25 protein-coding genes are annotated in these 25,684 nt (G+C 59.0%); 8 read left to right on the plus strand and 17 right to left on the minus strand.

All coding sequences use genetic code 11. The features are described 5' to 3' along the window. Positions 1-12 precede the first annotated feature (12 nt). Positions 13-1,467, minus strand: a complete 1,455-nt coding sequence (locus tag GO988_RS07055; RefSeq protein ID WP_157563569.1) for an aldehyde dehydrogenase family protein — start codon at positions 1,465-1,467, stop codon at positions 13-15. A gap of 191 nt (positions 1,468-1,658) precedes the next feature. On the opposite strand from GO988_RS07055, the gene GO988_RS24570 reads away from it, so the two are divergent. Then, positions 1,659-2,813, plus strand: coding sequence for a phosphatase PAP2 family protein (locus tag GO988_RS24570; protein ID WP_157563571.1), 1,155 nt, complete (start codon positions 1,659-1,661; stop codon positions 2,811-2,813). A gap of 181 nt (positions 2,814-2,994) precedes the next feature. Here the strand turns inward: GO988_RS24570 and GO988_RS07065 are convergent, their stop codons facing one another. Both GO988_RS07065 and GO988_RS07070 read right to left on the minus strand, forming a co-directional pair. Next, the gene (locus GO988_RS07065) at positions 2,995-3,666 is read right to left on the minus strand and encodes a hypothetical protein (protein WP_157563574.1); all 672 of its coding nucleotides are present in this window, start codon (positions 3,664-3,666) and stop codon (positions 2,995-2,997) included. Between the two features lie 123 nt (positions 3,667-3,789). Beyond that, positions 3,790-4,659, minus strand: coding sequence for an SDR family oxidoreductase (locus GO988_RS07070; protein ID WP_157563576.1), 870 nt, complete (start codon positions 4,657-4,659; stop codon positions 3,790-3,792). A 187-nt stretch (positions 4,660-4,846) separates the two neighbouring features. Between GO988_RS07070 and GO988_RS07075 the strand changes: the two genes are divergently transcribed. The 6 genes from GO988_RS07075 (at position 4,847) to GO988_RS07100 (ending at position 9,425) form a co-directional block, all read left to right on the plus strand. Continuing rightward, positions 4,847-5,998, plus strand: a complete 1,152-nt coding sequence (locus GO988_RS07075; protein ID WP_157563579.1) for an MFS transporter — start codon at positions 4,847-4,849, stop codon at positions 5,996-5,998. Positions 5,999-6,105: 107 nt separating this feature from the next. Beyond that, complete coding sequence (locus GO988_RS07080; RefSeq protein WP_157563582.1) at positions 6,106-6,729, plus strand: pseudouridine synthase; 624 nt, start codon at positions 6,106-6,108, stop codon at positions 6,727-6,729. 32 nt (positions 6,730-6,761) lie between these two features. Further along, positions 6,762-6,971, plus strand: a complete 210-nt coding sequence (locus tag GO988_RS07085; protein WP_157563585.1) for a zinc ribbon domain-containing protein YjdM — start codon at positions 6,762-6,764, stop codon at positions 6,969-6,971. 116 nt (positions 6,972-7,087) lie between these two features. Then, a complete protein-coding gene (locus GO988_RS07090; protein WP_157563588.1) occupies positions 7,088-7,549 on the plus strand; it encodes a cold-shock protein in 462 nt (153 codons plus the stop codon). Between the two features lie 143 nt (positions 7,550-7,692). Further along, a complete protein-coding gene (locus GO988_RS07095; protein ID WP_157563591.1) occupies positions 7,693-8,556 on the plus strand; it encodes a DUF922 domain-containing protein in 864 nt (287 codons plus the stop codon). A 332-nt stretch (positions 8,557-8,888) separates the two neighbouring features. Beyond that, positions 8,889-9,425: a hypothetical protein gene (locus tag GO988_RS07100; RefSeq protein WP_157563594.1), complete on the plus strand. Its 537-nt coding sequence runs from the start codon at positions 8,889-8,891 to the stop codon at positions 9,423-9,425. A gap of 83 nt (positions 9,426-9,508) precedes the next feature. Here GO988_RS07100 and lpdA read toward each other — a convergent pair whose 3' ends face one another. From lpdA to GO988_RS07155, 11 genes are all read right to left on the minus strand, one after another. Further along, complete coding sequence (gene lpdA, locus GO988_RS07105; RefSeq protein ID WP_157563597.1) at positions 9,509-10,915, minus strand: dihydrolipoyl dehydrogenase; 1,407 nt, start codon at positions 10,913-10,915, stop codon at positions 9,509-9,511. Between the two features lie 210 nt (positions 10,916-11,125). After that, positions 11,126-11,683 (minus strand): DUF4126 family protein, encoded by a 558-nt coding sequence (locus GO988_RS07110; RefSeq protein ID WP_157563600.1) that lies wholly within the window; start codon positions 11,681-11,683, stop codon positions 11,126-11,128. A gap of 165 nt (positions 11,684-11,848) precedes the next feature. Next, a complete protein-coding gene (locus GO988_RS07115; protein ID WP_157563603.1) occupies positions 11,849-12,229 on the minus strand; it encodes a hypothetical protein in 381 nt (126 codons plus the stop codon). Between the two features lie 156 nt (positions 12,230-12,385). Continuing rightward, positions 12,386-13,072: a carboxypeptidase-like regulatory domain-containing protein gene (locus tag GO988_RS07120; RefSeq protein ID WP_157563606.1), complete on the minus strand. Its 687-nt coding sequence runs from the start codon at positions 13,070-13,072 to the stop codon at positions 12,386-12,388. Between the two features lie 69 nt (positions 13,073-13,141). Next, positions 13,142-13,597, minus strand: a complete 456-nt coding sequence (locus GO988_RS07125) for a hypothetical protein (RefSeq protein WP_157563609.1) — start codon at positions 13,595-13,597, stop codon at positions 13,142-13,144. Between the two features lie 53 nt (positions 13,598-13,650). Then, positions 13,651-14,031, minus strand: a complete 381-nt coding sequence (locus GO988_RS07130; protein ID WP_157563612.1) for a hypothetical protein — start codon at positions 14,029-14,031, stop codon at positions 13,651-13,653. Positions 14,032-14,379: 348 nt separating this feature from the next. Next, positions 14,380-15,015, minus strand: a complete 636-nt coding sequence (locus GO988_RS07135; RefSeq protein ID WP_198172558.1) for a Crp/Fnr family transcriptional regulator — start codon at positions 15,013-15,015, stop codon at positions 14,380-14,382. A gap of 263 nt (positions 15,016-15,278) precedes the next feature. Beyond that, positions 15,279-16,952: a 2-oxoglutarate dehydrogenase complex dihydrolipoyllysine-residue succinyltransferase gene (odhB, locus tag GO988_RS07140; protein ID WP_157563618.1), complete on the minus strand. Its 1,674-nt coding sequence runs from the start codon at positions 16,950-16,952 to the stop codon at positions 15,279-15,281. Positions 16,953-16,988: 36 nt separating this feature from the next. Next, positions 16,989-17,405, minus strand: coding sequence for a HEPN domain-containing protein (locus GO988_RS07145; RefSeq protein ID WP_157563620.1), 417 nt, complete (start codon positions 17,403-17,405; stop codon positions 16,989-16,991). Further along, positions 17,392-17,715, minus strand: coding sequence for a nucleotidyltransferase domain-containing protein (locus GO988_RS07150; RefSeq protein WP_198172560.1), 324 nt, complete (start codon positions 17,713-17,715; stop codon positions 17,392-17,394). Before GO988_RS07150 ends, GO988_RS07145 begins: the two co-directional genes overlap by 14 nt. 4 nt (positions 17,716-17,719) lie before the next feature. Then, positions 17,720-20,635 carry a 2-oxoglutarate dehydrogenase E1 component gene (locus GO988_RS07155; RefSeq protein ID WP_157563627.1) on the minus strand — a complete coding sequence of 972 codons (2,916 nt, stop codon included), beginning with the start codon at positions 20,633-20,635 and terminating at the stop codon, positions 17,720-17,722. A gap of 356 nt (positions 20,636-20,991) precedes the next feature. Between GO988_RS07155 and GO988_RS07160 the strand changes: the two genes are divergently transcribed. Then, on the plus strand, positions 20,992-21,762 hold the full coding sequence (locus tag GO988_RS07160) for an RlpA-like double-psi beta-barrel domain-containing protein (protein ID WP_157563630.1): 771 nt from the start codon (positions 20,992-20,994) through the stop codon (positions 21,760-21,762). Here GO988_RS07160 and GO988_RS07165 read toward each other — a convergent pair. The 3 genes from GO988_RS07165 to GO988_RS07175 all read right to left on the minus strand — a co-directional run bounded on the left by GO988_RS07165 (position 21,738) and on the right by GO988_RS07175 (position 25,684). Then, on the minus strand, positions 21,738-22,931 hold the full coding sequence (locus tag GO988_RS07165) for an SMP-30/gluconolactonase/LRE family protein (protein WP_198172562.1): 1,194 nt from the start codon (positions 22,929-22,931) through the stop codon (positions 21,738-21,740). The two genes, GO988_RS07160 and GO988_RS07165, sit on opposite strands and share 25 nt — an antisense overlap. Before the next feature lie 126 nt (positions 22,932-23,057). Further along, on the minus strand, positions 23,058-24,074 hold the full coding sequence (locus GO988_RS07170) for a hypothetical protein (protein WP_157563636.1): 1,017 nt from the start codon (positions 24,072-24,074) through the stop codon (positions 23,058-23,060). Between the two features lie 41 nt (positions 24,075-24,115). Beyond that, complete coding sequence (locus GO988_RS07175) at positions 24,116-25,684, minus strand: TolC family protein (RefSeq protein WP_157563640.1); 1,569 nt, start codon at positions 25,682-25,684, stop codon at positions 24,116-24,118.

A 25,684-nucleotide genomic window follows, 5' to 3' on the forward strand; every position in this document is an offset into this window, starting at 1 on the left:
AGCCTCGTCGTGCTACAGGTATTTCAGCAGCCAGCCAATCAGTTGCTTCACCTTCGACGTGTAGGGCGGGTACATACTTTTGATGCCCGTAAACCCCACGCGCTGCTGCAACACCGACTTCTCGTTGCTGAATGCCAGGAAGCCCGCGTGGCCGTGCGCCTTGCCCAGGCCGCTGTTGCCTACCCCCCCAAAGGGCAGCTCGGGGTGCGCCAGCTGCATAATCGTCTCGTTCACGGCGGCGCCGCCCGCCGAAATAGTATCGAGCAGGTAGCGGCGGTTGGCGGTGCTGGTCGTGAACACGTATTGCGCCAGCGGCTTGAGGCGGGCGTTGACGTAGGCCGCCGCATCGGACAGTTCCTCGAAGGCAAGCACGGGCAGCAGCGGGCCAAAAATCTCCTCTTCCAGCACGGCGGCGCCGGCCGGCACGTCGGTCAGGATGGTGGGTTCGATGTAGTACTGGTGCTCATCGACGCTGCCGCCCTGCGCCACGGTGGCGCCACGGGTTTGGGCATCTTCGAGCAGCGCCGCCACGCGGGCAAAGTGGTGGGCATTGACGAGGCGCGCGAAGGAACCTGATTGCTTAATACCCTCACCGTCTGCATTGTAATGTTTTTTGATAACGCGCTGCATCTCGGCCAGCAGCGGCGCTTGCACGCTGGCTTGCACCAGCAGGTAGTCGGGGGCCACGCAGGTTTGGCCGGCGTTGAGAAACTTGCCCCACACCAGCTTTTCGGCGGCGTCGCGCAGGTTGGCGGTGGCATCCACGATGGCCGGGCTCTTACCGCCCAGCTCCAGCGTTACGCTACTGAGGTGCTCGGCGGCGGCGCGCATCACGATTTTACCGATTTGCGGCGAACCAGTGAAAAAAATATGGTCCCAGGGCAGGCGCAGCAGCTCGGTGGCCACTTCCCTACCCCCCTCTAGCACCAGCACCTCCTCGGGCCGAAACAGCTCCTCGGCCAGCCGGCGCAACAGGGCCGAAGTAGCCGGCGTTTGCTCGGCGGGCTTGATAACCACGGCGTTGCCCGCCGCGATAGCCGACACCAGCGGGTCGATGGCCAAGTAAAACGGGTAGTTCCAAGGCGCGATAATGAGCACCACGCCTTTGGGCTCGACTTGCACCCAGCCGCGGGCGCCTACCAGGGCCAGCGGCGTGGGCACTTTGCGCCGGGCCAGCCACCGCTTGAGGTGCTGGCTGGTGTGCTTGATTTCGGTGAGCGAGGGCCAAATTTCGCTGAGGTCCGTCTCTTCGGGCGGCTTTTTAAAATCTTGAAAAAGCGCTTGCTGAATCTCGGTTCGGTGCGTGCGTAGCCAATCGGCCAAGCGGGCCAGGCGGTGGCGGCGGGCGGCGGCATCCTCGGCCCGCAGGGTGGGCGCGTGGGCGCGCAAAGCCGCAAACTGCGCGGCAAACTGGTTGGCGCTGGCGGGGGGGGCAGGCGCAGCGGGTAGGGTAGCGGTGGGAAGCATAGAACGAAAATGGCGCGCGGCTACTGCACACCCATGAACGTAGCCAACTGAGAAACTGAAAGATACGCCGCAGCTATCAACTTTTACTATGTCTAGAAGGTTACGGCGGCGTTACTTTTGCAGGGCGGCGGGGGAAATGGTGCGCGTGAGCCGCTGGCAGGAGGGCAGGGATTATTACTAGCGTTTATTTCGTGAAAAGTACGTTTACATGCATTGTGCGGGGCTGGCTGGCCGTTGCCAGTTTTCGCATTCTAGTGGGTTCGGCCGTGGCTGCCCCCTTGCTCACTGGCTCGGCCGCTAGCCCCGCGCGGCGCCAGCTGCTCGACAGTATGAGCTCGCCGCAGGTGGCGGCGCCCCTACCCGCCGCCGCCGACTCAGGCCGCACGCGCCGGGCGCGCCGCACCGACTACACGGTGGCCCCTGGCGTAACCTGGCACTACGAAAAGCCGGGGCAGTTTCGCTGGCTCACGCACATTCCGCGCGACATTATTCAGTACCCCGGCTACGCATTTAAGCGCGAGAATATCCCGACCATTGCGGGCCTGGTGGCGGCTTCGGGGGCGCTGTGGGTGGCCGATATGCCCATCTTGCACGGCGCCCAAAACCTGGGCCGCTGGATGGGCCTCGATGCCACCAGCACCCAGCGCACGCTGGTGTACGTGCCCTTTCACGTGGGCGGGGCCAAGGTGCCGTTTGAGTTCAACGTGCCCGACAACCTCAACAGCACGTTCTACTTCCTGGGCGATGGCTGGACGCACCTCACCATTGCGTCGTCCTTCATGGCCTACGGCATCCTTAAGAAGGATAACCGCGCGGCCCAAACGGCTACCCAGCTCGGCGAAGCCATCCTGAGCACGGGCGTGGTAGTGCAGTCGCTCAAGCGCCTCACGGGCCGCCAGAGCCCTTTCCGGTCTACTAAAGACCGGGGCGAGTGGCACTTAGCCCCTTCTTATAGCACCTACCAGAGCAACGTTTCCAACTACGACGCCTTCCCAACGGGCCACCTGGCCACGGCCATGGCCACGGTCACGGTTATTGCCGAAAACTACCCCGAGTACCGTTTTATTCGCCCCGTGGGCTACTCGCTCATGGGCCTGCTCGGCTACTCGATGCTCAACAACGGCGTGCACTGGGCCAGCGACTACCCCATTGGCATTGCCATTGGCTACGGCTTTGCCAAAATAGCGGTGCGCAACGGCCGTACCCGCGTGGCCGAGCCCACTGCCCCCGACGGCAGCACCGGCTGGCAGGCGCCCATCCACCCGCGCCCCTGGTACAAGCGCGGGGAGCTCTCGCCGTTCAGCTACGGGCCCTTCACTGGGGGTAGCCTCACCTGGAAATTGTAGGTGCAGCGAGTAGCTTTTAGCCATTAGCTCTGGTTATGTGAACCCCTAAGGCGACCTTCTAAAAGCACGTCTTGCTCATCTGGTGTGTGGTCAGATAGTTGGGGGATTTCCTAAAAAGCATTATTACAAAAAGGCCGCCCCTGTACGCAGGAGCGGCCTTTTTACTTTCGGCTTGCTGGATTTAGAACAAACCCTTCTTCACCGTTTTGTGGCCGTTTTCGTCGATTTTAATCTTCGTGCCATCGGCGCGCTTGATTTTCAGCGAGCCGTCATCGCTGCGCTTAATTTTGGCGCCGTTTTCGTATTTCACTTTGCGGTCGTCATCATTATTCTCGAGCTTTTTGATGCCCGAGCCCTGGCCCACGCGGGCGCCCAGGCTGGGTTTATGAGCGGCCGTGGTGGTCGTCGTAGTGGTGGTAGTGGTGTAGGGGCCAGCGTAGTAGTTGCCTTGGTTGCCCGTGTAAGTGGCATACTGAGCGGGGTCGGTCACCACCGTTTTCACTTCCGTAGTAGTCGCGTCGTTGGCGGCTTTCAGGGCAGCGTAGCGGCCGGTAGTATCCGTAGCAAAACGGGTATCGAGGTCGCGCATGGCGCGGCCGCGGCTATAATATATCTGCTGGAGGCGGGCTTTGGCCGCGGCATCCGTCAAGCTGAGGTCGGTAGCTACCTGGTTGGCCAGTTGGTCGGCGCTGCTGCGGTAGGTAGCCGTGTCAACGGTGGTAGTCGTAGTCGTCGTGGCTTCGGCACCGCTGGGGGTCGTCGTGGTTTCGGTGGTTTCGGTTTTGCTTTCCTGCGAGCAGGAGGCAGTGGCAAACGCAGCGGCTGCCGCTAAAAAGAGGAGCTTGGTATTCATCAGATTAAGGTCAGGTAAGGTGCGGCTTTTCCGCAAGTTCAGGATAATACGGCTGGTGACAGGCGAAGTTGTCAATTTTTGCACAATACCTTGATAAACCGCCCCTTATAGCACCTCCAGCATTTAGGCGTTCACCACCGAGCCCCCGTTGGGGTGCAGTGTTTGGCCCGAGAAGTAGGAGGCGTCTTCCGAAGCCAAAAACACGTAGGCGGGCGCCACTTCCGAGGGCTGGCCGGCGCGGCCCATGGGCACATCTTTGCCGAAAAAGGGCAGTTTGAGCAAGCCCGCGGCCGTCACAAACGGCGTCCAGATGGGGCCCGGCGCCACCGAGTTCACCCGAATACCTTTCTTGATGAGCTGCAACGACAAAGCGCGCGTAAATGCCTCAATGGCACCCTTGGTCGAGGTGTAGTCGAGCAGCTGCTCGTTGCCTTTGTAGGCATTCACCGAAGTGGTGTTGATGATGGCCGCGCCCTCTTTGAGGTACTTCAGCGCAGTGCGCGTGATGCGGAACTGCGCGATGATGTTGAGGTTGAAGATGCTATCGAGTTCGCTGTCGGTGATTTCCTCCAGCGAGTCGTGCCAGTTTTGCTCGGCGGCGTTGTTCACCAGCACATCTAGCTGGCCATATTCGGCTACGGTGCGCTCCACTATTTCGGCGCAGAAGGCGGGCACTTTCAGGTCGCCGGGTAGCAGCAGGCAGCGGCGGCCTTCGGCCTGCACCAATTGCTGGGTTTTGGCGGCATCTTCCTGCTCGCTGGCCATGTACACGATGGCCAAGTCGGCGCCTTCGCGGGCAAAGTGCACGGCTACGGCCCGGCCAATGCCCGAGTCGCCGCCCGTGATGAGGGCAATTTTATCTTTGAGCTTATCGGCACCTTTATAACCCTCGCGAATGTGCTCGGGCTCGGGCGTCATCTTGCTTTCTAGGCCGGGGTGGCCGGCACCCGCATCTTGGTGCTGGGGCGGAAAAATGGTGGGTTTATCAGACATCAGGAGGGTTAAATCGAGGTAAGGAGTTTGTCCTAACGGCTGGTACCGTACGGGGTTACGGCGCAGCTTTAACCTAGCTACCCCACGCCCTACGGCCCTACCCCTGCTCCTTACCCCCGACCTTTGCCCCAGCTTTAGCTGACTTGGCTACCTCAAACAGGGTACTTTACCAGGGCAGTTTCGTACGATGGAAGAAATTTTGGATCCCCGGCCGGGCCAGGCGCGCCTGGCCATTGCGCTGTTTTTTCTGGTGTCGGGGTTTGGGTTTGCCACCTGGGCCTCGCGCATTCCCACTATTCAGCACCGGCTGGGGCTCAACGAGGCCGAGCTGGGCGGCGTGCTGCTGGCCATGCCTGCCGGCCTCATGCTCACGCTGCCCGTAACGGGCGTGCTGCTGCGGCGCTTCAGCAGCCGGCAAGTAATGCTGGTGGGCGCCATCCTTTACAACCTGGTGCTGGCGCTGCTGGGCCTGGCCGCGCATACGTGGCAGCTGGTGGCGCTGCTGTTCTGCTTCGGGTCGTCGCGCAACTTGCTCAACATCTCCATGAATGCGCAGTCGGTGGGCGTGCAGGCGCGCTATGGGCGCTCCATCATTGCCTCGTTTCATGGGGTGTGGAGCGTGGCCGGCTTTGCGGCGGCAGCGCTGGGCACGCTGCTGGTGGGGCGCACGGTGGGCCCCGGGCCGCACTTCGCGGCGGTGGCGGTGGTGCTTACGGCGGTGGCCCTGCTCAGCTACCGCCACAGCCTGGCCCTACCCCCCAACCCCGCCGCCCGCAAGCCCGGCTTTAGCTGGCCCGACCAAGCCTTGCTGCGCTTTGGGGCGGTGGCCTTTGCCTCGATGGCCTGCGAGGGCGCCATGTACGATTGGAGCTCCATTTACTTCGAAAAAGCCGTGCTGCTGCCCAAAACCGCCGCCACGCTGGGCTTTGCTACCTACATGGTAGCCATGACGGTAGGGCGCTTTAGTGGCGACTGGCTGGCCAACCGGTTCGGCGTGCAGCCGGTGCTACACTACAGCGGCCTGCTGATAGGCGCGGGGCTGCTGCTGGCCGCGCTGGTACCCTTGCCGTTGGTGGCGGGGGTAGGGTTTGTGCTGGTGGGGCTGGGGGTGTCGTGCGTTATCCCCATGGTATTTGGGTTGGCTGGGCGGGCGGCGCTTAGCTCGGGGGCGGCCATCGCGGGCGTATCGACAGTCGGGTATTTCGGCTTTTTGATGGTGCCGCCGCTCATTGGCTTCATCGCCGAGGCCGCCAATTTGCGGTGGTCGTTTGGGCTAATGGCCGTGTTTGGCGGCTTGGTGGTGTGGCTGGTGCGCGGCATGGCCCCCGAAAAAGCCTGACCCGAAGTTGACCTGCGCGCACCAGTGCCGCCCTACCTCCCTCTTCGCCGGGGAGGGGGTAGGGCAGCGCCACGCATTAATATTTCCTCCATCATCACAGCAACTCCTTGGAAACCAACCTCGACGATTTAGTCCTACCCCCTACCCCCCACCGACACTTCCTGCTGCACAAGCCCTACGGCTACCTCAGCCAGTTCAGGAGCGAGGCGGCTGTGGAAGTGCGCAAAAAGAAGTTTTTGGGCGAGCTGCACGACTTCCCCGCCGGCCTCATGGCCATTGGCCGGCTCGATGAGGACAGCGAAGGCCTGCTGCTGCTCACCACCGACGGCCGCTTGAGCGAGCAGGTACGCAGCCGCCACGTCGAGAAGGAATACTATGCCCAAGTTGATGGCCAGCTCACACCCGAGGCCCTGGCGGCGTTGCAGCAGGGCGTGGCTATCAGCATCCACGGCGTGGCCTACCGCACGCTGCCCTGCCAGGTGCGCCTGCTGGCCGAGGCGCCGGCCCTACCCCCCCGCGGCCGCCGCATCCGCGACGACCGGCACGGACCCACCAGCTGGGTCTCGCTCACGCTCACGGAGGGCAAATACCGGCAGGTGCGCAAAATGACGGCGGCCGTGGGCTTCCCTACCCTGCGGCTGGTGCGGGTGCGCATCGGCGGTATAGAGCTGGGCGAGCTGCTACCCGGCACCGCCCGCGAGGTGCCTAGTTTAGGGCTGGCGCTGGCGTAATCCCGATATTTGGGGTTCAAACGCATAAACCCATGGACGTTAAAGACAGCAACGGCACCCTACTCGCTGAGGGCGACTCGGTTACGCTCATCAAAGACCTTAAAGTAAAAGGCTCGTCGCAGACGCTCAAGCGCGGTACATTGGTCAAAAATATCCGCCTCACCAACTCGGCCGCCGAGATTGAAGGCCGCGCCGGCGGCAGCACCATGGTGCTCAAAACGGAGTTTTTGAAGAAAGCGTAAATTGCTAGGAGCAACGGCAACTATCTAGCTGCTAACTTTGTTTAAATCACTACCTAACAGCAGGCAGCCGTTCTTTTTAGTTGAACGACTGGGCCTGTCACGATTAACCCCAACCTATGGCCAGAGCGCAGGAAACCTTCAGCAAAAAAGAAAACGAAAAGAAGCGGTTAAAAAAGAAAACCGAGAAGGAGGAGAAGAAGAAGGAACGCCAGGCTAACGCCACGCAGGGCCAGAGCCTAGAGGACATGCTGGCGTACGTGGACGAGAACGGCAACATCACTTCGACCCCGCCCGACCCGACCCGGAAGCGTAAAGAAATTGCCCTGGAGGACATCCAAGTGGGTGTGCCTAAGCAGGAAGACCGTGAGCCAGAAGACTTGGTTCGCACCGGCACTGTGTCGTTCTTCAACGACTCGAAGGGCTATGGTTTCATCAAGGACCAGACGAGCCAGGAAAGCATTTTCGTGCACGCCAACGCGCTGAACGGCCTCACGCTGAAGGAAGGCAACAAAGTAACTTTTGAAGTGGAAATGGGCATGAAAGGCCCCACCGCTGTGCGCGTGAAAATGAGCGCCTAAGCGCTTAAGTATCGTCGCTATATAAACAACAAAAGCGGCGGTAGCTCCTGGGAGCTGCCGCCGCTTTTGTGCGTCTGGGGCCCTACCCCCTTCTGCGTGCGCAAGCACTTGAATGGCCGAGGTTTCTTGCTTTCCTTCACGGCATGAAACACGTTTTTATTGCGCTCGGGCTTGGGGTGGCGCTGGCGGGCTGCGCGCCGCGCGTGATTACGCAGGCCACGCATACGGCCCGCCCGGCGGTGGCCACAACGGGCCCCGCTGGCTTTTTAGTGATTAAAGAAACCGAAGCCTTTACCGGCCCAGCTGAGGAACTGGGTGACATTCACATAAAAGACGGCGGCTTCACACTCAACTGCGACTACGAAACCACCGTGGCATTGGCTACTACGCAAGCCCAGCAGTTGGGCGCCAACGTGCTAAAAATCTACGAGCACCAGCTGCCCGATATGTGGCGCAGCACCTGCCACCGCATTCGGGCCAAGGCCCTGCGCGTGGCCGACCTCACGCCCTACGAGAAGGAAATAGTGTGGCAGCCCACGCGCCGCCTGCGCCCAATCGACTTCAAGGCCAGCACCGCCAGCCGGCCCTTCGAGGCAGCTACGAATAGCGGCGTGCGCTATCATTACGCGGGTCGCATGTTTCAGGGCAAGGTGCAGCTCACGGTCGAAACGTATTTCGATTGCCAGAACTCGTACTTTAAAGGCACCCGCGACCCGGCCCTTACCCTGGCCCACGAGCAGGGGCATTTCGACCTCACCGAAATCTACGCCCGCCGCTTCACCCAAGCCCTGCAAGAGCAAGTAGCCGACACCAAAGAGCTAGAAGCCAAGCAGCAAGCCATCTACCACCAGGTAATGACGGAGGCCCAAACCCGCCAGGATAAGTACGACAGTGAGGTGTACGCCGACCGCAGCAAGCAGCCCGCCTGGCTCGCCGAAATCGCGCAGGAGCTGCACGCCACGCAGGTCTACGCCAGCAAACAGCTGACGATTAAGATTAAGACGTAGCTACCTATAGCAGCAGGTTGTTACATCTAACTGCTTAGCAGAGTAGGCAGTGAGCTTATAGTTTGAACCATTGCTTGGCAAACTGCGCGCCTACGGCCTACCAAGTACCACTAAGTGGTCTGCTTTGCACGAATATTTTTTATTGAGTAGTCTCTCTTTATCTTATCGCAGGACATTGCAAATAGCTTTTTATCCGGTATTTTAGTGTAGGCCAGCCTTGTAAGCCCTTGCATAGCAAATAGAGGCAGATGCTTGCTTGCCAAAATCAGTAAATTCTTCTGTGAGAAAGCGCCTACCTACTGTCAACGGTTACACTGTTCAACCTACCAGTCATGTGCCAGGTCACCATTCCCAACTCATCAGACGACCGCAAGCTGTTTTCGGAAGAAATGCGGTTCATTTATGACAAGCACCTGAGCTTATTTAACATCCGCAGAGAACATGAATGGAAAGTATTTTTTGGGATGATAACGCTGCTTGGGCTTTCGACCGCTGCGCTACTCAATTACAGAATTCAGCTAACACCCCAGCAGAAGCACTTGTGGGCGCTAGGAATGACACTTCTATTCGTAGCTCACTTTTTTTACCAATCAGGTGTGCAGCACCGGAACAGAATTGACCGGCTAGTAATGGATGAGGTGAACCGACACCTTTGCGCTGCTATGAACCTAGATAAGAATTGCTTTATTAGATTATCTACCGACGCAGGCGAGGAAAAGGATTTTGTGACGGATGGCGGCCGCCTTGACTTGCCGTGGTATAATATTCGGTACATCTGGGCATTTGCGCTACAAACCGTAACACTACTACTCATATGCGCTGTTTCTTACGTTATTGCCTCCGGCCATATAGTAGCGCTAAAGCCCTAAGCAGGGGGTAAGACCCAGCACTAAAAAAGCGCCTGAAGCTACGAGAGCTTCAGGCGCTTTTCTTTTAGCAACTATTCTAGTACCTACATATGAATGGCCCGGTTCTCGGTGGCGGCGAGGCAGGCTTCTTTCATAGCCTCGGCATAGGTGGGGTGCGAGTGGCTCATGCGGGCCACGTCCTCGGCCGAGGCGCGGAACTCCATGGCGGTCACGGCTTCGGCGATGAGGTCGGCGATGCGCGGCCCAATCATGTGCACGCCTAAGATTTCGTCGGTGGTTTTGTCGGCCAGCACTTTCACGAAACCGTCGGTGTCGCCACTGGCGCGGGCGCGGCCGCTGGCTTTGAAGGGGAAGCTGCCCACTTTGTAGGCCTTGCCTTGCTCCTTAAGCTGCTCTTCGGTGTAGCCTACCCCCGCCACTTCGGGCCAGGTGTACACCACGCCGGGGATGAGCAGGTAGTTGATGTGCGGCTTCTGGCCCACGATGGTTTCGGCCACGTACACGCCTTCTTCCTCGGCCTTGTGGGCCAGCATGGCACCCCGAATCACGTCGCCGATGGCGTAGATACCGGGCACGTTGGTTTGCAGGTGCTCACCGACCTTGATGCGGCCGCGCTCTTCCATCTGCACACCGGCGGCTTCGAGGTTGAGGCCAGCGGTGTAGGGCACGCGGCCCACGGCCACAAGGCAGTAGTCGCCCTCAAACTTCACCTCTTCGCCTTTCGGGTTGAGGGCGGTTACGGTCACGGTGTCGCCGTCGCGGGTGGCGCCGGTCACTTTGTGGCTCAAGAAAAACTCGATGCCGATTTTGCCCAGCACGCGCTTCAGCTCCTTGCCGAGGCCGCGGTCCATGGTCGGGATGAGCGAATCCATAAACTCCACCACCGAGACTTTCGCTCCGAGGCGGGCGTACACGGAGGCCATTTCGAGGCCAATTACGCCGCCGCCAATCACAATCATATGCTTGGGCACTTCGCGGATGTTCAGCGCCTCAGTGCTGGTGATGATGCGCTGCTTGTCTTGCGCGATAAACGGCAGCACCGTGGGCTTGGAGCCGGTGGCGATGATGACGTTCTTGGTTTCAATCTGCTGCGCTTCGCCGCCCGCGGTGGGCGCGATGCTGAGGTGGTTTTTATCCAGGAACGAACCAACGCCGGTGAGCACGTCGATTTTGTTCTTCTTCATGAGGTAGGCAATGCCGTCCACGTTGGCCTTCACCACACCGGCCTTGCGGTCAATCATGCGGTTCATGTCCACCGTTAGGTTTTCCAGCCCAATGCCGTGCTCTTCGAACACCGAATGGGCATTGTGGTAGTGCTCGCTGGAGTCGAGCAGGGCCTTGCTGGGGATGCAGCCCACGTTGAGGCAGGTGCCGCCGAGCGTGGGGTATTTCTCGATAAGGGCGGTTTTGAGGCCCAACTGGGCGCAACGGATGGCGGCTACATATCCGCCAGGGCCCGAGCCGATGACGGTGACATCGTATTGATTCATAATCGCAAAAAACGGGTGGGGCCAGCCATCCGGCCAGCCCGGCAAAGATACGCGGGCGTAGCGGGCGAATACCTCGCCTGCTACGCCCGCATACTTAACAATTAACCCACCGGAAATGTGCAGAAAGGTGCTGCATCGTCCTTGCGCCTTACCTCACTCCCTACCCCTCCTTTTGGGAGAAGGCCGGGGGAGGCAAAACGCCCAACGAGACTACGCAGGCACCGTTTCCTGGCTCTTGGCCAGTGCTGCGCCCAGGCCTAACACTAGCGCATCCTCACCCGCCCCAATGAGCGACGTGTTGGTGTTAGTTTTCTCGCTGAGAGTTTTGCGCAGGTAATATGTGATGTACGTGGCCGCTACCGCGCCCAGCGCGCCCACCAGCGCACCGCTCAGGGCACTGCCGCCCTTAGTTTTATACACCGTGGCGCCTACCAGGGCCCCCGAAGCCGCCCGCGCCGACAGCTGCTGCGGCACAATGCGGTTGGGCGTGTTGGGCAGCTTATCGCCCACCAGCTCGCCAGCCACCAAAAATTTCAGGGCGGTGGCTACCCCCGGCTTAGCCAGGAAGCGCAGCGGCGACTGGGCCAACCCCGGCGCTAAGGCTTGGCTTGACAGGTACTGGCTCAAAAAAGCCGGGGCACTCGTGGCACGCGAGCCCGACAGAGCGGCAAAGCCCAACGCTGGCCAAAACTTGGCGCCGCGGGGCTTAGGCGGTTGGGGAGGGGTAGGGCGGCGCTGGGCCGCCGGCTTGGCAACAGAATATGACATGGAAGAACAAGCTAAAGGGTATTGACTCGCTTTAACGAGAGCCACCGCCAAATGGCTACCTTACCCCCACTGGCTACCGCTAAGCTTTTGCTGGTAGGCTAGGCCTAAACAGACAAAGCCCAGCCGCGGGGCGGCTGGGCTTTGAGCTAGATACTTAACAGTAAGTTAGTTGATGCCGGCTACGTGCGAGCGCAGTACTTCCCGAGCAATGGCCAGGTTGGTATCGCGCGAGTTCACTACGAGGTAGATGAACTTGCTGCCGGCGGGGTTCAGCTTGAGCAGGTGAAGCTGGTTGGTGAGGGTGATGAGGATGTCCTCAATCGTCTCGCCTTGCAGCTTCAGGGCCGACATAGCCTTCTGCTTTTGCTTCACCACTTCGGTGTTGTAGGCCGCAGCGGTTTCGGGGTTGATAGAAGGAGAGTTAGAGTGCGAAGCCAGGGCCATGCCCGAGGCTACATCAACTACGGCAACTGCCACGAGACCTGGCAAATCAGAAATAATTGCGTCAATTGCTTGCCCAGCGGGGCTGTTTTTAGAATAAGCCATAACGGCGGTAGTAGTGGGTATTAAGGAAGGAGAAATAAGTAAAGATGCTTGCAGTTTTAGGGCGTCTTCTTGTTGTTTGCGGGCGACTAGTTTGCGGTACGTTTTCGCTTTCACGTCGTCGGGCGGGTGCTAGCTAGCACCGCGTAAATAAGGCAATTAGAAAAACAGCCAATGGCGGCGCTTAGGTGCGCGGGGCTGCAGCGTAACGGCAGTGCCCGGGGCCGCCTGGGCCACGGCCAGTTCGCGGTCGGTGTAGCCACCGTAGCCGTACTGCAGGGTAGCCTGGCCATCGGCGGGCACGCGCAGCGAGTAGTTGCCTTGGGCATCGGTGCTGGTGCCGTTGGCAGTGCCTTTGCGCAGCACGGTAGCACCGGCCAGGGGCAGGCCCTTCTCGTTAAGAATGCGGCCGTGCACGAGCACGGTACGGGTGAGGCTAGCAGCGGCCAGTTCGGCGCTGGGGGCCGTCGAGAGGGTAGCCAGCTCGGCAGCTGGCACGCTGCCCATGGGCAGGATATTGGCGGGGCGCGTGGTGGCAGCCATCGACACGCCGGCCAGCAGGGCAGCTACCGTTACCATGCTCAGGGCGCGGCGGCGGAAACGCTGCGGCTGCTCGCGGATGAAACGCATCTGCTTCTGCACCCAAGTAGGGGCGGCGGCGGTTTCTTCGGTTTGCAGCTCGTGCCAGCGCGTCACCGTCGAGTGGGCCTCGCTGGCATCTTGGCGCAAGTACTGCTCTACGGCCTGGGCCGAAGTGCGGGCCAAATCGCCCCGCAAGTATGCGTCGCGATATACCGGCAGCAATTCACCAGTTTGAGGATTGAATGGAGTAGCCGTGAGTTTCATGGGGTAAGGGAAGGGAAAAAAGTGGAGTAAAAGCGGTTTATATAATTAAGATAAATAAGCAGGTTTGTCTTAATTAAGGCTGTCAATCTGCTCGATGGCCTGCCGCATTAGCTCCCGGGCAATGGCCAGGTTGGTATCGCGGATGTCCACGGCTAGGTATAAAAACTGCTGGCCTCCGGGCCGCAACCGCAATAAGTGCAGCTGCGAGGACAGGGTAAGCACTACTTCTTCCAGCTCCTCGGCGGCGGGCCCCTGCGCGGCCTGGTTGGCCTGCAGCTGCCGCACCACGGCTACCACGGGGGTAGCCAGCAGGCTGGGTTGGTAGTCGCGCTCGGCGGCGTAGGTGGCTAGCAGCTGGCCAGTGGCCACTTCCAGCACCGCCGCCATAAGCAGGTCGGGTAGCTCGGTTAGTAAGTGCTGAAGGGCAGCGGCGGCGCCGGGGGCTTGGGAGCCAGTGCCGGCAACTACCTGCCGAATAGGCGGGCCGCCCAGCAGCGGGAGGTGTCGGAGAAAAGGAATCTTCATAGCGTCCGGAATGGGGCCATCCCGGCGAAGCCCAGCGGGCCGATAGTGCCTACTTAATTGAGCTGGTTGGCATAGAGGCGCAGCACTTCGCGGGCAATGGCCAGGTTGGTGTCGTGCATGTTCACCACGAGATAGATGAATTTATGACCGTCTTTAGTGAGGTTGATAAGGTGTAATTGATTGCTAAGCGTAATAAGGATATCCTGAATCGTTTCGTCTTGCAGCTTGAGGGCGCTTATCGCCTTCTGCTTTTGCTTTACTACCTGGCTATTGTAAGCAGCCGCTGTATCGGGATTGAGCGTCGGCGAATTGGAATGCGAAGCCAAGCTCATACCCGAAGAGGTATCCACCACGGCTACTGCCAACAAACCGGGCAAGTCGTCTAGTACGGATTGCACTACCCTACCCTCGACAGACACCAGCGAATAGGACATAAACAATTTTATTAGAAAATATGACGGGAACAATAGTAAAGCGTGCAGTAGGATAAAACCCTAAATTATGCCGTTTTTGATGATAACAAATTTCTGCTAACAAAGGCTATCAAAAAATGATATACGTCATTTTTAAGGATGATTTTTATCAGAAATTCGCTTTTTGTATTTAAAACAATAATATAATTAATCTAATAAAAATCCTGCGTTAGTTTATTCTGCCACTATCAATTAATTTGTATTCTTAAACCTAAGTACTTGGTTCCTTAAGCCAAACAGCATCCGTTGGGCTGCCACGCGCTTGAGGGGGTAGGGAGCAAAGCCTCAAAGGCAAGGCTCGACCAGGGTCTAGTCGTAGAGGGTCGCAATGCTGAGTAGGCGCGCCGAATCCAGGATGGTGATTTGGCTGCCTTTCGTGGCTATAATGCCGGCATCTTTGAAATCTGACAACAGACGGCTAACCGTTTCTTTGGCTGTGCCCACCAACGAAGCCACATCCTCACGCGAGAGCGAGATGCTGAACTGTGCCGCGTTGGGCTCTTCGGCAAACGTGCGCTGCAACAGTAGCAGCGCCTTGGCCAAGCGCTCGCGCACGGGCTTGTAGGCCAGCTGCATCATGCGCTCTTCGGCTTCGCCCAAGGAGCTGGCCAGCAATTGCATCAACGAATTGGCAAATTGGAGGTTGGACTGCACCAGCCGCAAAAAATCGGGCCGGGGCACAAAGCACACCACGCAGTCTTCGAGGGCCACCGCCGAGTTGGAGTAGCGGTCGCCCATCACCAGGGCCCGGAAGCCCAGCACATCGCCATGCCGCACCAACCGCATAATCTGCTCTTTGTGGTCGCCGCTCGTTTTGGTTACTTTAATCTTGCCCTGGTGTACGCAGTGCAGCCCCTGGGCTACGGCGCCTTCCTGGTAAATGGCCTGGCCCTTCTGGTAAAATTGCGAAGATTTATTCGTTGCGATAAACTCCAGTTCTTCCATGGGGCAGCACCCCAGCAATGGCCCCTTCCGGCTAGGGCAATTCTGGCAATTCGGGACAGTAAAACGGCTCATGAGAATAGTATTACGACCAGCCAAGGTTACAAAGATACTATTGCTTAAAACGCCTTGTTTAAAATAATTTTATGCACTACGTGAAACAATTATGTTTTTAGTATTGTCAATCAATAACTTAGCTTATTATAAATATATGAAAAAAGGCCACTACCAAAAGGAGTGGCCTTGTTATAATACAATACTATATGTTAAACCCCCAACAGCAATCGTGTTGGGTCTTCTAGTAGCTCCTTCACGCGCACCAAGAACGACACCGACTCGCGGCCGTCGATGATGCGGTGGTCGTAGCTCAAGGCTAGGTACATCATGGGGCGAATCACGACTTGGCCATTCTCGGCTACAGGACGCTGAATGATGTTGTGCATCCCCAGAATGGCCGACTGCGGCGCGTTGATAATCGGCGTGCTCATCATCGAGCCGAAAATACCACCGTTGGTGATAGTAAACGTGCCGCCCGTCATCTGCTCGATGGTGAGCTTGTTGTCGCGGGCTAGGCCCGCGAGGCGCACGACTTCCTTCTCTACCCCATCAAAAGACAGTTCCTCCGCGTTGCGGATAACCGGCACTACCAAGCCCTTAGGCGCCGATACAGCAATACTGATATCGCAGAAATCAGAATACACGATATCGTTGCCGTCGAGTTGGGCATTCACGGCGGGCCACTCCTTCAGGGCCACGCACACGGCGCGGGTGAAGAATGACATAAAGCCGAGCCCTACCCCATGCTTTTCCTTGAACTTGTCCTTGAATTTGGTGCGCAAATCCATGATGGGCTGCATGTTCACCTCGTTGAAGGTGGTAAGCATGGCCGTCTCGTTTTTCACCGATACTAAGCGGCGAGCCACTGTTTTGCGCAGGTTGCTCATGCGCTCGCGGCGCTGGCCGCGGTTGCCGGTAGCGGCGGAGGTAGGGGCAGCCGGGCTGCTGGCCGGGGCCAGCGCCACGGGGGTAGCCGCGGGCGCGGCGGGCTTGGCTTGGGCATTCTGTGCATCCTCCTTCGTGATGCGGCCATCGCGGCCCGAACCCGTCACGTCGGTGGCACTGATGCCTTTTTCACCCAAAATCTTACCCGCAGCCGGCGAGGGCACACCGGTCGCGTAAGTGCTGGCGCTGCTGGCTGGCTGCGCGGCGGCAGCTACCGGAGCAGCCGCCGCAACGGGTGCGCTAGCGGCTGGAGTGGCTGCGGCTGCCCCACTACCCCCCTCAATACGGGCGATGGTGGCACCAATACTAATCGTTTCGCCTTCCTGCACGGCGTGGCGCAGAATGCCGCTGCCCTCAGCGGGTAGCTCAAACGTGGCTTTGTCCGATTCTAGCTCGGCAATTACCTCATCGCGGCTTACTTGGGCCCCGTCGGGCTTCAGCCATTTGGCCACTGTCACCTCGGTGATGGACTCGCCGACGGCGGGAATTTTCATTTCGACCGTGGCGCCACCGCCCGCGGCGGGGGTAGGCGCGGCGGCTGGGGCGCCGGGCGTAGCGGGGTCGCTGTCGGGGCGGTCGGCGGGCGTGCCGCCGTAGCCCGACTGGTCGCTGGCCTGAGGATTTTGCTCGCCCTGGGTAAGGGGGTCGGCAGCGGCAGCGGGGGTAGGGGCCGTAGCGGGTGCGGCCTGGCCATTGCTGGCGCCCGCGCCATCGAGCTCGGCTATTACCGTGCCGATGCCAATCGTCTCACCTTCCGCCACGCGGATTTTGAGGGTGCCATCAGCTTCAGCGGGCAGCTCAAACGTGGCTTTGTCCGACTCCAGCTCGGCGATTACTTCGTCGCGCTTCACGGCCTCGCCGTCTTTTTTGAGCCACTTAGCAATAGTGACTTCGGTGATGGATTCGCCGACGGCGGGAATTTTGATTTCGGTGGGCATGGGCAACGGGTGGAGGGAAAGCGTCTGAAGTATTTCTTAAATTAAAAAGGCTTGTGCTACCGGGCGCAGATTATCACGAAAATGATGCGCCATTGCTAAGAGGTCGGCCGATGTATAGCTCGGTGCATCGTCGGTACCGGGGCGCCGCTCTACAGCAAAATCTTGCAAAATGGTAGCAGCACTCAGTTCATAAGGCCCGACAAAGACAATTGCTGCCTGCCCAAGCGGTTGGAGTAACTCAGCTAAGACATGCATAAACGGTGCTGGCAAGCTAGAAGCTGTTAGTACGGCCTTTGTATAGTTCTCAACGGCTTGCTGGCAGCTGAACCCGGCACTTTCATATTGATGTGGAGTGTGCTGCACTATCAATTCTGCCGTTTCTATAGCGCGGTCAGCGGCTCGGAGCAGAATAGCTACCCGCTCTTGCTCAGGCGTGCTACTACGCTGCTGCATATAAAGTTCGGCCTTTATGCACTGCCTCGGCCTTTATGGTAAAAACCTGAGCTACCGCGGCGCTCACCTCCTGGGGAATTCGAATAAAAATGTCCATTGGCGGCATTTCTCCTCCCCACAGCAGGTGGCGCACGGTTAAGTCATGCTCAATTCGTCTAGCCGCCGCAGTCTCTTTAATGATGAGCAAATCCAGGTCGCTGTCCTCCGTCGGCTCGCCGTAGGCGTACGAGCCAAACAGGACTATCCTGTCCGGCGCGTAGCCTTCAACGATGCGGCGCACCACAGCCTGAATTTGCTCTTCAGTTATCACAGGGCTAGTCGAGCGTCTTGGCGACGGCGTTAGTTTCTTTAATTTGTTCGTCGGCCACAGCTTCTTTGGGCTTGTCGAAGGCGCGGCCCACGATTTCCTTCTGTTCCTTCACGTGCACTTTGTTGTAGCCCGTGGCGGGCGAAGCCGAAGGCTTGCGAGCTACCACGTCTTCGAGTTCGCGGCGCATGAAGCGCACCATGTAGTTCCAATAGCCCATGTTCTCCGGCTCTTCCTGAACCCAGTAGATTTTGGCTTTCGGATACTTGGCTAGCTCGGCATCGAGCTGCTTTTTGGGGAAGGGATGCAGCTGCTCCATCCGCACGATGGCGACATCCTTGCGGTCCGATTTCTGCTGCTCGTCGAGCAAGTCGTAGTACACCTTGCCCGAGCACAGCAGCACGCGCTTCACCTTCTTAGCATCCGCAAAGCTGTCGCCCAGCACTTCTTGGAAACGGCCGCTGGTGAAGTCCTCTACCGGCGACACGCACAGCGGGTTGCGCAGCATCGACTTGGGCGACATCACCACCAGCGGCTTGCGGAAGCTCCACGTGAGCTGCCGGCGCAGGGCGTGGAAGAAGTTGGCGGGGGTAGTAATGTTGGCTACCACAATATTGTTCTCGGCTGCCAATTGCAGGAAGCGCTCGGGGCGGGCGTTGGAGTGCTCGGGGCCCTGGCCTTCGTAGCCGTGGGGTAGCAGCATCACGAGGCCGTTCATGCGCTGCCACTTGCTCTCGCTGCTCACCACAAACTGGTCAATCATGGTCTGCGCGCCGTTGGCAAAGTCGCCAAATTGTGCTTCCCACACTACTAGTGCCGTTGGGTTGGCCATGCCGTAGCCAAACTCGAAGCCCAGCACGGCATACTCGCTCAGCAGCGAGTTGTAAATGCTCAGCTTTTCATGCTCGCCCGCAATGTGGTTCAACGAGTTATACGGCGCGGAAGTCTCGGCATCGTGCAGCACTGCGTGGCGGTGCGAGAACGTGCCCCGCTGCACATCCTGCCCACTCACGCGCACAATGTGGTTTTCGGTCAGCAGCGAGCCGTAGGCTAGCAGCTCGCCGGCCGCCCAGTTGAGCGTGCGCGTCTCATAAAACATTTTACGGCGCTCCTTCAGCAGGTTATCAATCTGCTTGATAGGCCGGAAATTGTCCGGAATTGTGGTCAGAGCCTGCGCCACGCGCTCGATAACTTCGGCTGAAATGCCGGTTTCGGGCGACTGGTCGAAGTCTTCGTTGGTGCTACGGCGCAGCGTACGCCACTCGTTTTCGAGGGCCTGGTACTTATAAGGAAGTGGCTGCTGCTTCACCTGGTCGAGGCGGGCTTGCAGCATATCGCGAAACTCCTTGTCCATCTGGGCCGCTAGCTCAGCATCTACGTCGCCGCGTTGCACGAGGCGCGCGTTGTACACCTCGCGCGGGTTGGGGTGCTTCGAGATGACGTTGTAAAGCGTTGGCTGGGTGAATTTGGGCTCGTCCGACTCGTTGTGGCCGTGGCGGCGGTAGCACACCATATCAATAAAGATATCGGCGTGAAACTGCTGCCGGTACTCGGTAGCCAGCCGCACTGCGAATACCACCGCCTCGGGGTCGTCGCCGTTGACGTGAATCACCGGTGCGTCGATAATCTTGGCTAGGTCAGTGCTGTAGATAGACGAGCGCGCGTCCTCAAAGTCCGTCGTGAAACCAACTTGGTTATTAATCACAAAGTGAATGGTGCCACCCGTTTTGTAGCCTTCGAGCTGCGACATCTGCGTCACCTCGTAGCCAATGCCCTGGCCAGCCAAGGCCGCATCGCCGTGGATGAGAATGGGCAAAATCTGGTGGTAGTCGCCGCCGTACTGGTGCTCAATCTTAGCTCGCACAAAGCCTTCGACCACTGGGTTCACCGCCTCCAAGTGCGAAGGGTTGGGAGCCAGCTTCAGGTTAACTTTCTGACCATTAATAGCTTCTACCTCCGACGAGTAGCCCATGTGGTACTTCACGTCGCCGTCGCCCATCGTGAGGTCGGGCGTGGCAGTGCCTTCGAACTCGCTGAAAATCTGCTCATAGGTCTTGCCCATGATGTTGGCGAGCACGTTTAGGCGGCCGCGGTGGGCCATGCCAATCATTACCTCTTTCACGCCTAGCTCGGCACCCCGGTTGATAATGGCATCAAGCGCCGGAATAGTCGTTTCGCCGCCTTCAAGTGAGAAGCGCTTCTGCCCCAAGAACTTGGTGTGCAAGAAGTTCTCGAATACTACCGCCTCGTTCAACTTCTTCAGAATCCGCTTCTTGTACTCGCCATCGGGGTTGAAGGCCAGCGCGTCGTGCTCTGTTTTCTGTTGAAACCAGTCCAGCACCTGCGGGTCGCGGATGTAAGTGTACTCAAAGCCGACGGTGCCAGCATAAATACTTGTGAGCGCCGCCACAATTTCGCGCAGCGTGGCGCCCTGGCCCAAGCCAAGGTCTTCGCCTTGGCGAAATTTGGTATCGAGGTCGCTGTCGCTCAAGCCGAAATCAGCCAAATCTAGGCGCTCTTTGCGGTCTTTGCGCTCGCGCACGGGGTTGGTTTTGGCGCGTAGATGGCCGCGGCTGCGGAAAGCCTGAATCAGGTTGCGCACTGCCGTTTCCTTGTTGCTGGCTACTTCTCCCTGGGCCAGGCCCGGAGCGTTATTAGTAGAAGCAGCGGTGGTGAGCACACCGTAGTCGTCGGGCTGCGGTACGGGGCCGGGCGAGGGGGTAGGGGCCACTTTAGGCGTGGTGCCATTGCCGTTGGCAACCGGCACTACGGGCGCGCCTTCCGGAAACTGCTGGGAGAAGTCGAACCCCTCAAAAAACTTACGCCAGCCAAAATCGACCGATTCGGGGTTTTGTCGGTACGCCTCATAGAGCGTTTCGATAGCCGCTGCGTCGGCGTTGGCGATATAGGAATAGGTATCCATGGCGGGAATTTGAAAGGTCGACTAAGTTCAATACAAAAGTAAAGTAGCTGGCAATAAACGCGAAACCTACATTCGGTTATGCAAATTTCGCTGGTATTCAGCCAATTGCTTACTACCAGCAAAACCTACTTCTTTCTCCGGTGGCCAATTTAACGAAATTCAGGTAGACGCCGCCTGCTAGCTGGCTAGGTAGGGCCATAGCCAGTGCTAACCCCAGCTATATGCAGCCAAAAATTACCACTGCTGATAAGCCCTTGATGGGAAATAAATGATATACTTTTTCCAAGAAAAATCATCACCAAATTGTGTAACAGGCTTATTAGATAGGATAATTTATTTCAGGCAACTAATATATCTTGCTCATTGTTAAACACTTCCTACCATTTCGGCAGGTTAAAGTAGTGCTTAAGCCGTCGGGCCAGTTTGGCGGTCAAACCAATCCTTTTCTGATGGATAATGCTCGAATTATTATCGGCGTCATGCTGGCTACTGTAGCCCTGTACGCTGCACCAAATCACGCCAAATCGGGTCTAAAAACCCATCGCTTGGCCACTTTTTTTTCGGTGGAAGGTACCAAGCATCACCAGCGGCGAACCCGGCAGTACCGCCATGTGACACGGGTAGCACATACCCCCATCTATACCGTCACGGCAACTGCTTACCAGGCTGTGGTGGCGCAAACAGATGACGAGCCCTTCGTGACGGCTGATAATTCGCGCATCCAGCGCCGCTACAGCAGCAAAACGCGCTGGATGGCGCTCTCACAAGACTTGCTGGCACGTTGGGGCGGCAAGTTTCAGTACGGCGATAAAGTGCGGGTGCGAGGCCTTTCGCCGCAGCTAGATGGCGTGTATACCGTGCACGATACCATGCACAAGCGCCATCGCCATTGCATTGATATTCTGACGCATCCCACCGAAAAATTCGACATTTTTACGCCGGACGTTAAAATTCAGCTGGCCGTTGCCAATCCGAACGTTGCCTATTCTCCAGCGCTAGACCAGCGCCGCAAAAAACTGGCTGGCCCCAGGCTCACGAGGAGCGCAAGGCCAGCCAGGAAACAGCCCCAACGGGACTGGTTTGCTAATGAACCGTCTACTAGTTACTTAGCAAGCGCCATTTTGTAGATGCGGAAGGGCTCGTGGGCTTGGCCTACCCCCTTGTTCCAATTGGGCGTTTTATCAAGCTCCGACACCGTGAAGTAGATGCTTTTGCCATCGGGGTCCCAGGCGAAGGTATCGGGCCATTCGAGGCGGGCTTCTTTCACCAAGGTCTCTATTTTACCCTCGGGGGTGCGGCGCAAGATTTCGCCATTTTCGAAGCCTGTGAGGTAGAGGTTATTTTTGCTGTCGAGCTCCATGCCATCGCAGGCGGGGGCATCGGCGAGCTTCTCTACGGCGGCCGATACTTGGGCGGGGCTCAGAGCAGCGTTGCGCAGCACGGCAGTTTTGATGCGGTAGAGCGAGTGGCCCGAGAGGGCGCGGTAGTATAGGTATTGGTTGTCGGTGCTCAGCGCGATACCGTCGGCTTTGAAGGAGCCGGGTTTGCCCATGGGGTCGATGAGGGCGTGGCCCTGAGCCTTGGTAATAAAGCCCGGCGTAGGCAGTGTAGAGGTATGCTGCTTGAGTAGGCCGCGCGACTGGCCGGTTTTCAAGTCGACTACCACCAGTGAGCCCGTGCCCGACTCGGTAAGGTAGGCGTAGTTATTTTGAAGGTCAATCCGCACGTCGTTGAGGTACGACTTGCGCGGGGCTACGCTCTCCGGAATGGCAATGGTTTGCACCACCTTGCTGGTTTTGGGGTCGGTTTTAACCAGTTTGGGGCCGCCCGCTACCGTATACTTGAGGCCAGGCGAGGCGGGGTCTACTATCCACAGCATGCCCTGGGTATCGACGTAGCCGGCCTGGGGCGAAATCCAGTGCTTTTGCGGCTCCGTTTTCACCGAGTCGTTCCAGGTACACCAGCCAGCATCGGGGTAGGCAGTGAGGGTATTGTTGGCGCCCACCAGCGCTACGGGGAAGGTAGGGTTATAATCCCAGCGCGGCGAGAAGGCAAAGATTTTGCCGCCCGGCGCCACGGCCACGCCCGTTATCTGCGGCGAGTTGATTTCGGCCACGATAGTGAGCGGCGAATTGGCCGGAACGGGCGCTGGCACGTGGGCCGCCGTAGAATCGGCCGGGATGGTGCCGCGCGGCTGGTCGGCGGTAGAAGTGCCCGAGTTGCAGGCTGCCAGCAGCAAGCCGGTGGCCACCATAGCCGCCGGAGCAGCCGCAGAAAATGGAAAAGGAAAACGCATAAAGGAGAGTGGGAATGAAACAAAAACCCCGGCTCCGCAAGGCGGGCCGGGGTTTGGCATACGGGCGGCAGGGGGTATCCGTTTGGCTGAGCTTACTTATTTAGCTGGCATAAGCCCCGCGGCGAGCTAGGCGCTGTAAGCCAGCACGGCTAGCTGCTCGGCCGCCGCCGCCGCCGGCTGGGGCTGGCCGGCCGCATCATACAGCAAGCTTAGGGGCTGAAACGGGTTGCGCAAAATCAGGGCCTCGGTAAGGCCCCAGCGCGGCCACAAGCCGGTAAGCGTGTGGGCGTAGGCCAGGTTGTCCCAAGGGTTGAAAATGGTGGCCGTTACGTCATCTACCAGGGCATCCAGCACTAGTTCGGCCTCGGGCGCATCGGCGGGGGTAGGGCGGCGGGGGTAAATGTCGGGCACCGCCGCCAGCAGGTAGGCGGCGTAGTAGGCGCGGGCCTTGAACTCGGCCACCTGCGCGGGATGCAGCGGGCGCTGGGCATCGGTATATACTTGGCGCATAGCCTGGCCGATGAAGCCAATATCTACTAGCGTAGCCACCAGCACCGACTGACCCAGCTTGATGCTGAAAACCAGCGTATTCAGGTCGTCGTCGTATTCAAAAGCGGGCGCCTCGTACTGCGCATCGGCTTCGAGCACAAACACCGAGCCGGGCACAAAATCGGCGTAGTCGGTGGGCACGCGCAAGCCTTGCAGCAACTGAAAAAATGCCCGAAACCGCTGAAGCAACTGCGCATTCTCGGCCAGCGGATATTGAGGCATGATGAGCGGCGCTTGCTGCTGCACCAGCTCGGTGGCGAAAATGCCGTAGAACATCTTGGCCAGCCACTGCCATAGCCGGGCGGGGGGTAGGGCGCGCAGGGCGGCGGGGCCGGCCAGCACAGCCGCCTGCACCTCGGCCTCCAGCGCGGCTAGGCGCGGGCGCAGCGCGGGGGCCAGCGGCAGGCGCAGGGCGGCGTAGGTGGTCTGGCTCTGGTCGAGCAGGTAAACGGGGCGGTCGGCGAGGCCGTAGGCGGCTTGCAGCCACTCGGCAAAAACCGGCACGGTATCGGCGGAGCCAACGGGCTGGCCGGTGAGAAAGCAGCGGCCGGGGCCAAACTGCATTCCCTCAAAAGGGTCGTAGAGCGTAATCATAAGCGGCGCGAAGAGCGGTCGCAAAGGTCGGGCCCGGCGGCTTAAGGCAGGGTAGGCGGCGGGCCCACCGAGCGGCTGCCGGCATAGTAATAAAGCTCGGCGCGCGATTTTTCGTAGCTGGCGCGCAGGCTTTCTTGCTTGATGCGGAGGTCGATGAGCTTGGTTTCGCGGGCGTTGATGAGGAAGATGGTGCTTTCGCCCAACTCGAATTTTTGCAGCTCAGAGCGCAATAGAATGCGCTGGTTCGCAATGGTTTGAGCTTGCAGCACGAGCTGGCGCTCGTAGGCCTTGAGGGTATTATACACCGTATTCACCTGCGTGACGATGGTGCGCTGGCTTTGCTGCTGCTCCAGGGCGTTTTCCTTGAGCTGAATGCGCGTGTACTGGAGCTTGCCACGCTCGGCCCGCAGGAAAAGTGGGAAGGCAAAATCGACGCCCACCTTGTGGTTATTCCAGCCAAAATCGTAGTACCCTGGCACTTCGCTGCGGTAAAAATCGCCCTGGCTGATGAGCGTGCCGCTCACGTTGAGCTTGGGCTTAAGCAGCTCGCGGCGGTAGCGCTCCTCCACGCCAAGCTGGCGGCTTTTGGCCCCCAGCTTCAGCAGCGTGGGGTGGCTGGCGGCGGCTAGCTCGGTGAGGCGCAGCAGCTCGGCCCGGCGCACGGTGTCGCGCACGGGCAGCTGCGGAGCGGCGTAGGTGGGCAATTCCACGGGCTGGTTGTTCTTGTTCCAGAGGTGGTTAGAAAGTACGAGGCGCGCGTTTTGCAAGTCTACTTGCAGCTGCTCGGCCTGCACTTGGCGGTCCTGCACCGTTATCTGGGCTTCCACCGAGTCGACGGGTGCTTGGTCGCCAATTTGGGCACGGCGGGCGGTGGCCTGAAAGCGCCGGTTGGCAAGCGCAATGCCCTCCCGGATAAGCTGGCTTTGCTGAAAGGTGTAGTACCAGTTCCAGTAGTCCTTGGCCGCTTGCAGCCACACCTCGTTTATTTGCTTTACGCGGTCGGCCTCGGCGGCGGCCTGCATAATTTGGGCTTGGCGCAACGTGCTGCGCCGCGCATCAATGAGCAGGCCCTGGCCGATAGGAATCGACAGCCCTACCCCCGCCAAACCCCTGGAGGGCGTGTGAGATTCGGGGTTGACGTAGGTGCCCACGGCGCGGTCGTAGCTGGCCTTAAGGTCGATGCCACCGGGCCACAGGGGCACCTTTAGCTCGTTGCCCCAATTATTATAGTAGTCGGTGCCGCCAAACTGCTTGCGGTGAAAATCGGAGCCCAGCTTGGGGTCGAAACCGCCGCGGGCTTGCAGCACTTGGCTGCGCGCCTCGTCGCTGAGCAGGGCGGCCTGCTTCACAATCGGGTGATTGGCAAATACCAGGTCGGCCAAATCTTGCAGCGAAAACACCTTGGCCGTATCGGCGGGCTGCACCTCGGCCAGCTGCTCGGTTTGGAGCGGCGCGCGCTCCAGCCCCGACTTGCGGGCCGGCAGCTGCGGGGTCTGGGCCAGGGCTGAGTGCCCGAAGCCAGCCAGCAAGGCCAGCACCAGCAGCCAGCCCCGCGCCCTACCCCGCACGGAGGGGGGTAGGCTTCTAAAACTAAACGCGAACGAATACAT

The sequence above is a fragment of the Hymenobacter ginkgonis genome (genome assembly GCF_009755225.1).
Classification (GTDB): Bacteria; Bacteroidota; Bacteroidia; order Cytophagales; family Hymenobacteraceae; genus Hymenobacter; species Hymenobacter ginkgonis.

Bases quoted from the DNA above. Each gene is read 5' to 3' on its own strand.
- GO988_RS07135 (WP_198172558.1), bottom strand. From the start codon at position 15,015: ATGGAAGAACTGGAGTTTATCGCAACGAATAAATCTTCGCAATTTTAC.
- GO988_RS07070 (WP_157563576.1), bottom strand. From the start codon at position 4,659: ATGTCTGATAAACCCACCATTTTTCCGCCCCAGCACCAAGATGCGGGT.
- odhB (WP_157563618.1), bottom strand. From the start codon at position 16,952: ATGCCCACCGAAATCAAAATTCCCGCCGTCGGCGAATCCATCACCGAA.
- GO988_RS07085 (WP_157563585.1), top strand. From the start codon at position 6,762: ATGGACGTTAAAGACAGCAACGGCACCCTACTCGCTGAGGGCGACTCG.
- GO988_RS07170 (WP_157563636.1), bottom strand. From the start codon at position 24,074: ATGATTACGCTCTACGACCCTTTTGAGGGAATGCAGTTTGGCCCCGGC.
- GO988_RS07055 (WP_157563569.1), bottom strand. From the start codon at position 1,467: ATGCTTCCCACCGCTACCCTACCCGCTGCGCCTGCCCCCCCCGCCAGC.
- GO988_RS07095 (WP_157563591.1), top strand. From the start codon at position 7,693: ATGAAACACGTTTTTATTGCGCTCGGGCTTGGGGTGGCGCTGGCGGGC.
- GO988_RS07115 (WP_157563603.1), bottom strand. From the start codon at position 12,229: ATGGCTTATTCTAAAAACAGCCCCGCTGGGCAAGCAATTGACGCAATT.
- GO988_RS07145 (WP_157563620.1), bottom strand. From the start codon at position 17,405: ATGCAGCAGCGTAGTAGCACGCCTGAGCAAGAGCGGGTAGCTATTCTG.
- lpdA (WP_157563597.1), bottom strand. From the start codon at position 10,915: ATGAATCAATACGATGTCACCGTCATCGGCTCGGGCCCTGGCGGATAT.
- GO988_RS07110 (WP_157563600.1), bottom strand. From the start codon at position 11,683: ATGTCATATTCTGTTGCCAAGCCGGCGGCCCAGCGCCGCCCTACCCCT.
- GO988_RS07130 (WP_157563612.1), bottom strand. From the start codon at position 14,031: ATGTCCTATTCGCTGGTGTCTGTCGAGGGTAGGGTAGTGCAATCCGTA.
- GO988_RS07175 (WP_157563640.1), bottom strand. From the start codon at position 25,684: ATGTATTCGTTCGCGTTTAGTTTTAGAAGCCTACCCCCCTCCGTGCGG.
- GO988_RS07125 (WP_157563609.1), bottom strand. From the start codon at position 13,597: ATGAAGATTCCTTTTCTCCGACACCTCCCGCTGCTGGGCGGCCCGCCT.
- GO988_RS07090 (WP_157563588.1), top strand. From the start codon at position 7,088: ATGGCCAGAGCGCAGGAAACCTTCAGCAAAAAAGAAAACGAAAAGAAG.
- GO988_RS07165 (WP_198172562.1), bottom strand. From the start codon at position 22,931: ATGCGTTTTCCTTTTCCATTTTCTGCGGCTGCTCCGGCGGCTATGGTG.
- GO988_RS07155 (WP_157563627.1), bottom strand. From the start codon at position 20,635: ATGGATACCTATTCCTATATCGCCAACGCCGACGCAGCGGCTATCGAA.
- GO988_RS07100 (WP_157563594.1), top strand. From the start codon at position 8,889: ATGTGCCAGGTCACCATTCCCAACTCATCAGACGACCGCAAGCTGTTT.
- GO988_RS07120 (WP_157563606.1), bottom strand. From the start codon at position 13,072: ATGAAACTCACGGCTACTCCATTCAATCCTCAAACTGGTGAATTGCTG.
- GO988_RS07065 (WP_157563574.1), bottom strand. From the start codon at position 3,666: ATGAATACCAAGCTCCTCTTTTTAGCGGCAGCCGCTGCGTTTGCCACT.
- GO988_RS07075 (WP_157563579.1), top strand. From the start codon at position 4,847: ATGGAAGAAATTTTGGATCCCCGGCCGGGCCAGGCGCGCCTGGCCATT.